Genomic DNA, 4884 nt, shown 5'->3' on the forward strand with positions numbered 1-4884 from the left:
GCCCTGCCGGCGCCACCGGCCCTACCAGCCGACGGGTCGGAGTTCGCGCTACTCGTCGCCCGAGTGGCCGCCTACATGGACTACGGCGAGGACGGCTACGCGTGCCGGATCCGACTACCCGGGTACGCGACGGCGGACGTGATCGTCGACAGCGGAATCTCCGGCGGCCGGCCGTTCTTCGCCTGCGGCGGCCCGGGGGCGGACGTCGAGACGATCGTGCGGCAGCATCAGGGCGGGGTGTCGATCGGCGAGCTGGCCGACCGGCACGGCATCCCCTCCGCCGAGATCGCCGAACTGGCCGATCTCACCTGGCCGGACCCCGAACCGCCCTCCACGACCCCGCCACCCGGCGATCACTTTCGGTAGTAGGCATTCCGAGCGGTGACGGCGAGGCGCCGTTGTCCCTGTGTGAACACTCACCCGCTGGCCGGGGGATCGTCAGGCACAGCGGTAACAATGGTTTCGATGTCCTCCACACCATCCTTCGCCGCGCATCTGGCCGGTCTCGACCCGGCGGAGCTGGGTGCCGTGCTGCGCGCCCGCCCCGACGTGCTGGTCGAGCCGCTGCCCCGCGGTTTCGGCCAGCTCGCCCAGCGGCTGACCGACGCCCGCTCGCTGAGTCGGGCGCTCACCGAGCTCGACCGGGACAGCCTGCAGATGGGCGTGGCGGTCGCCCTGCTGCCGGGCCCGGTGACCGTCGACCGTCTCGCGGGATCCCTGGATGTGCCGCGGGACGCCGTGCGTGTGCTGGTGGATGATCTGTTCGCCCGCGGTCTGGCCTGGCCCGCCCCGGCCGACGGCGACGGCGACGGCGACGAGAGCATCCCCGGCGAGCCGGTCATCCGCCTCCTGGCACCGCTGCACCGCCACTGGTCGGAACCGTTCACCGAGATCAACACCGCGGCGCAGCTCGGCCTCGCCGCGCTCGTCGAGGACCTGCGGACGGCGGTGCGCGCGCTCGGCGAGGACCCGACCGGGCTGCGCAAGCCCGACCTCGTCACGCTGTTCGCCCGCCTGCTGGCCGATCCCGCGCAGGTGGCGGCCCTCGTCGCCGGGCTCCCGGCGCCAGCGCGGGAGTTGCTGACGGACCTGTGGACGGCGGTCGACGACGATCTCCCGTTCGTCGTCATGCTGGCCGAGCGGGAGCAGCGCGCCGGGCCGTCCGCGGTGCGGGCCCTGATCCGCGCCGGCCTGATGCTGCCGGTCCGGGGCCTGGCGGAGCTGCCCCGCGAGGTGGCCGTCGCCGCCTGGTTCACCGAGCACCGCCGCACGCTGACCGGCCCGCCGGACGTCCCCCGCCCGGCGGTCGATCCGGCCGGGGTCCGATCGAGTGCGCAGGCGGCGGCGCAGAACGCCGTCCGCAATGTCACGGCACTGCTCGACGAGGCGGCGGCCGTGCCGATCGCGGCGCTCAAGCGCGGCGGGATCGGCGGGCGGGAACGGCTGCGGCTGGCCAAGCGGTTGTCGCTGTCGCCGGCGGACCTGCCGGTGTGGATCGATCTGACGGCGACCGCGGGCCTGCTGATCCACGGCGCGGCCGGCTACATCCCGGGACCGGAGTTCACCGCCTGGCGGGAGGCCACACCGAGCCGGCAGTGGGCCTCGCTGGCGCTGGCCTGGTACATCCTGGAGCACGCCCCGTCGGGCCGGGAGCTCGACGACGAGCGGGACATCGCCCCGCCGCTGCCGATCGAATCCGATGCCGGCCTGCTGCGCGCAAGCCTGCTGCGCACCGCCGACGGCGGCCGGTCGGTGCGGCTGACCGCCGAGAACATCGACTGGTTCTTCCCGCTGGACGGATACCCCGACACCCTGCGGACGGCCGTGATGGCGGCGACGATCCGCGAGGCCGAGCTGCTCGGCGTCGTGGCGGTCGACGTCCTGTCCGAGCTGGGCGAGGCGCTGCGGACCAGCGCCGCCGACCTCGCCGACCTCGCCGGCCCCGCCGCCGCCTTCCCATCGCACCGCGCCCTCGCCGCGGCGATCACCGCCGCCGCGACGGCCCTCGGCGACCGCTGCGCCGAGCTGCTGCCCGAGTCCAGGCCCCGCCTGATCCTCCAGTCCGACCTCACCGCCGTCGTCTCCGGCCCACCGACCGCCGCGATGGCCCAGGTGCTGCGCGCCACCGCCGAACCCGAATCCCGCGGCGCCGCCGGGACCTGGCGGTTCACCCCCGCGTCCGTCCGCGCGGCGTTGGACGCCGGCTGGTCCGCCGACGAACTGCTCGGCGAGCTACGCGCCATGGCCGACCACGAGCTGCCCCAGCCCCTCGGCTACCTCGTCGCCGACGTCGCCCGCCGCCACGGCCACGTCCGGGTCCGCGGCCTGCGCAGCGCCATCCTCGGCGACGAGCCGACGACCACCGAGCTGCTGCACACGCGCGTCCTCGCCAAGCTTTACCTGGCCCGGCTCGCTCCCACCGTCCTGTCCAGCCCCGAGGACCCCGACACCGTCCTCACCGAACTGCGCCGCGCCGGCTTCTACCCCGTCGCCGAGGACGCCACCGGCGCCGTCATCGTCCCGTCGTCCGGCCGCGAGCCGTCGGGGCCCTCGCCGCGCCGCCAGAAATCCGCCTCGCCGGCTTCCGCTGGTAGCGGCCGGCCCCGAGCCGCCGACAGCGCGCCCCGACGGGTGACGCCGGAGGAGCTCGTCACCCGCCTGCTCACCGACGCCGACGAGGGCGTGCCCCCGCCGAGCCCCCTGGTCCGCGAGCTCGCCGGCCTCAACGACCGCCTGAACGACGGCGAACTCGCCCTGCTCGCCGAGGCCGTCGAGTCCCGCGGCGACGTGGTGATCGCCTACCGGGACAAGAACGGCAAGCGCACCGTCCGCCGCATCACCGTCAACGCCATGTTCGGCCGCTGGCTCGACGCCTGGTGCCACCTGCGCAACGACGACCGCGAATTCGCCATCGCCAACATCCAGGCCATCTCCCCCGCCGGCTGACCCACGGCGAAGCATCACATAATCGCTCGCTGCGGCGCCTCCGCGCCCGCCTGGATATCCGTCTGGGCGGCCTTCGCGACGGCGGTGGCCACGCGGACGAAGGCGGCGACGGCCGGCGAGTGGGAGTCCTGCGGCCAGGCCAGGGCGAGCGTGGACGGTGGGAGATCGCTGACGGCCCGGTAGGCGATGCCGAACCTGCGATGCCGGGAGGCGACGGAGACAGGCAGGAACATGATGATGCTGCCCAGCTCGATCAGGTTGAAGATCTTCGATAGATCCAGGGGGGTCGGCTGGGCCCCGGTGACCCCCCCTCGAGGCGCGGAGGGCGGCTGCTCGCGGCCGGTCCGGGTGCGCGGAGTCGTCGACGGTTGGCCGTCCCGGTCGGCGGGTGTGCCGTCGGGCAGCGTTCGCCCGACCAGGTCGGCCAGGCACAGGGAGGAGCGGGCCGCCAGCGGATCGTCGGCCGCCAGCGCGAGCAGGCGGGGCTCGGTCACCAACGGTTCGGCGTCGAGGTCGCGGTCGTCGAAGGGGGCGGGCAGCAGCGCGATGTCCGCCCGGCCGTCGCGCAGGGCGGGCACCTGCTCGCCACGGCCGCCGAGCAGCAGCTCCACGGGGAGCGCCGCGTCCTCGTACTGGAAGGCGGCGAGGATCCGCGGGAGCAGCCCGGCGTCGAAGTCGGCCTTGAGCGCGAGCCGCAGACGTGGCGTCGGCTGCCCGGCGTGCCGGGCCCGCCGGGCGGCCGCGGTGACCGCGTCGAGTGCGGTCCGGGCGTCGTGCAGGAAGACCTCTCCCGCCGGGGTGAGCGCCACCTGACGCGTCGTCCGCTCGAACAACCGCACGCCCAGGTGACGTTCCAGCTCGCGGATCGCCCGGGACAGCGGCGGCTGCGCCATGCCCAACCGCTCGGCCGCCCGCCCGAAGTGCAGCTCCTCGGCGACGGCCACGAAGTACCGAAGCTGCCGAACTTCCAGCTCACTCATATCCGCACGGTATCAATGCGGTGCGGATCGGTCCTTCAGCCCTGCGGCCGTGCCGGATTGACTGAGTGACGCCGCCGCCGCACAGATCATCCCGGTCTCACGGGCGCGAGGGAGCCTCCCGGATATCCGAAAGCAACCACTGGAGATTGCCTTGATCGTCGTCACCGCTCCCACCGGCCAGATCGGCCGGCAGCTCCTCGACACCCTCCTGACCAGCGGCAGGCCCGTCCGCGTCATCGCACGCGACCCCTCCCGCCTCCCCGCGCCCACGCGCGACCGCGTCGAGGTCGTGCCGGGCTCGCACAGCGACGCCGACGTCGTCAGCCAGGCGTTCGCGGGCGCCGACGCGGTGTTCTGGCTGGCTCCCCCGAACCCCCACGCCGCGAGCGTCGAGGCCGCGTATCTCGACTTCACCCGGCCGGCGTGCGAGGCCATCGAGAAGCACGGGGTCAGCCGGGTCGTCGGCGTCTCAGCCCTCGGCCGCGGGGTGGCACTGGGGCGCAACGCCGGACTCGTGACGGCGGCCCTGGCGATGGACGACCTGATCGCGAGCACCGGCGTGCACTACCGGTCGCTGGCGATGCCCGGGTTCATGGACAACATGCTCAACCAGGTCGAGGCGATCCGGAACCAGGGAATGTTCTTCTCGACGCTGTCCGGCGACCACAAGCACCCGACGTGCGCCACCCGCGACATCGCCACCGTCGCCGCCCGCCTGCTGCTCGACGACTCCTGGACGGGGCAGGACGACGTCCCGGTGCTCGGCCCCGAGGACCTGTCCCAGAACGACCTGGCGGAAATCATGTCCGAGGTGCTCGAACGCCCGATCCGCTACCAGCAGATCCCCGGCGACGCCTTCAGGGCGACGCTGGTCGAACACGGCATGTCCGACGCGATAGCGCAGGCCATGCTCGACATGATGACGGCCAAGGACAACGGCCTCGACAACGCCGAGCCC

Annotated in this window: 4 protein-coding genes; 3 read left to right on the forward strand and 1 reads right to left on the reverse strand. The window is 73.7% G+C overall.

The genetic code is table 11. The features are described from left to right. Positions 1–366 (forward strand): hypothetical protein (locus tag NBZ85_RS27540; RefSeq protein ID WP_261562921.1); only part of this gene is annotated, 366 nt, incomplete at its 5' end. 99 nt (positions 367–465) lie between these two features. Continuing rightward, positions 466–2946: a helicase-associated domain-containing protein gene (locus NBZ85_RS27545; protein ID WP_261558808.1), complete on the forward strand. Its 2481-nt coding sequence runs from the start codon at positions 466–468 to the stop codon at positions 2944–2946. A 14-nt stretch (positions 2947–2960) separates the two neighbouring features. Here the strand turns inward: NBZ85_RS27545 and NBZ85_RS27550 are convergent, their stop codons facing one another. Next, entirely contained in the window at positions 2961–3926 is a 966-nt protein-coding gene (locus NBZ85_RS27550) for a LysR family transcriptional regulator (RefSeq protein ID WP_261558807.1), read from the reverse strand. Between the two features lie 151 nt (positions 3927–4077). On the opposite strand from NBZ85_RS27550, the gene NBZ85_RS27555 reads away from it, so the two are divergent. Beyond that, a partial coding sequence (locus NBZ85_RS27555) for an NAD(P)H-binding protein (protein WP_261562923.1) occupies positions 4078–4884 on the forward strand: 807 nt, incomplete at its 3' end.

Origin of the sequence: Frankia tisae (assembly GCF_025403405.1) — a bacterium.
GTDB classification, from domain to species: Bacteria; Actinomycetota; Actinomycetes; order Frankiales; family Frankiaceae; genus Frankia; species Frankia tisai.

Bases quoted from the DNA above. Each gene is read 5' to 3' on its own strand.
- NBZ85_RS27545 (WP_261558808.1), top strand. From the start codon at position 466: ATGTCCTCCACACCATCCTTCGCCGCGCATCTGGCCGGTCTCGACCCG.
- NBZ85_RS27550 (WP_261558807.1), bottom strand. From the start codon at position 3,926: ATGAGTGAGCTGGAAGTTCGGCAGCTTCGGTACTTCGTGGCCGTCGCC.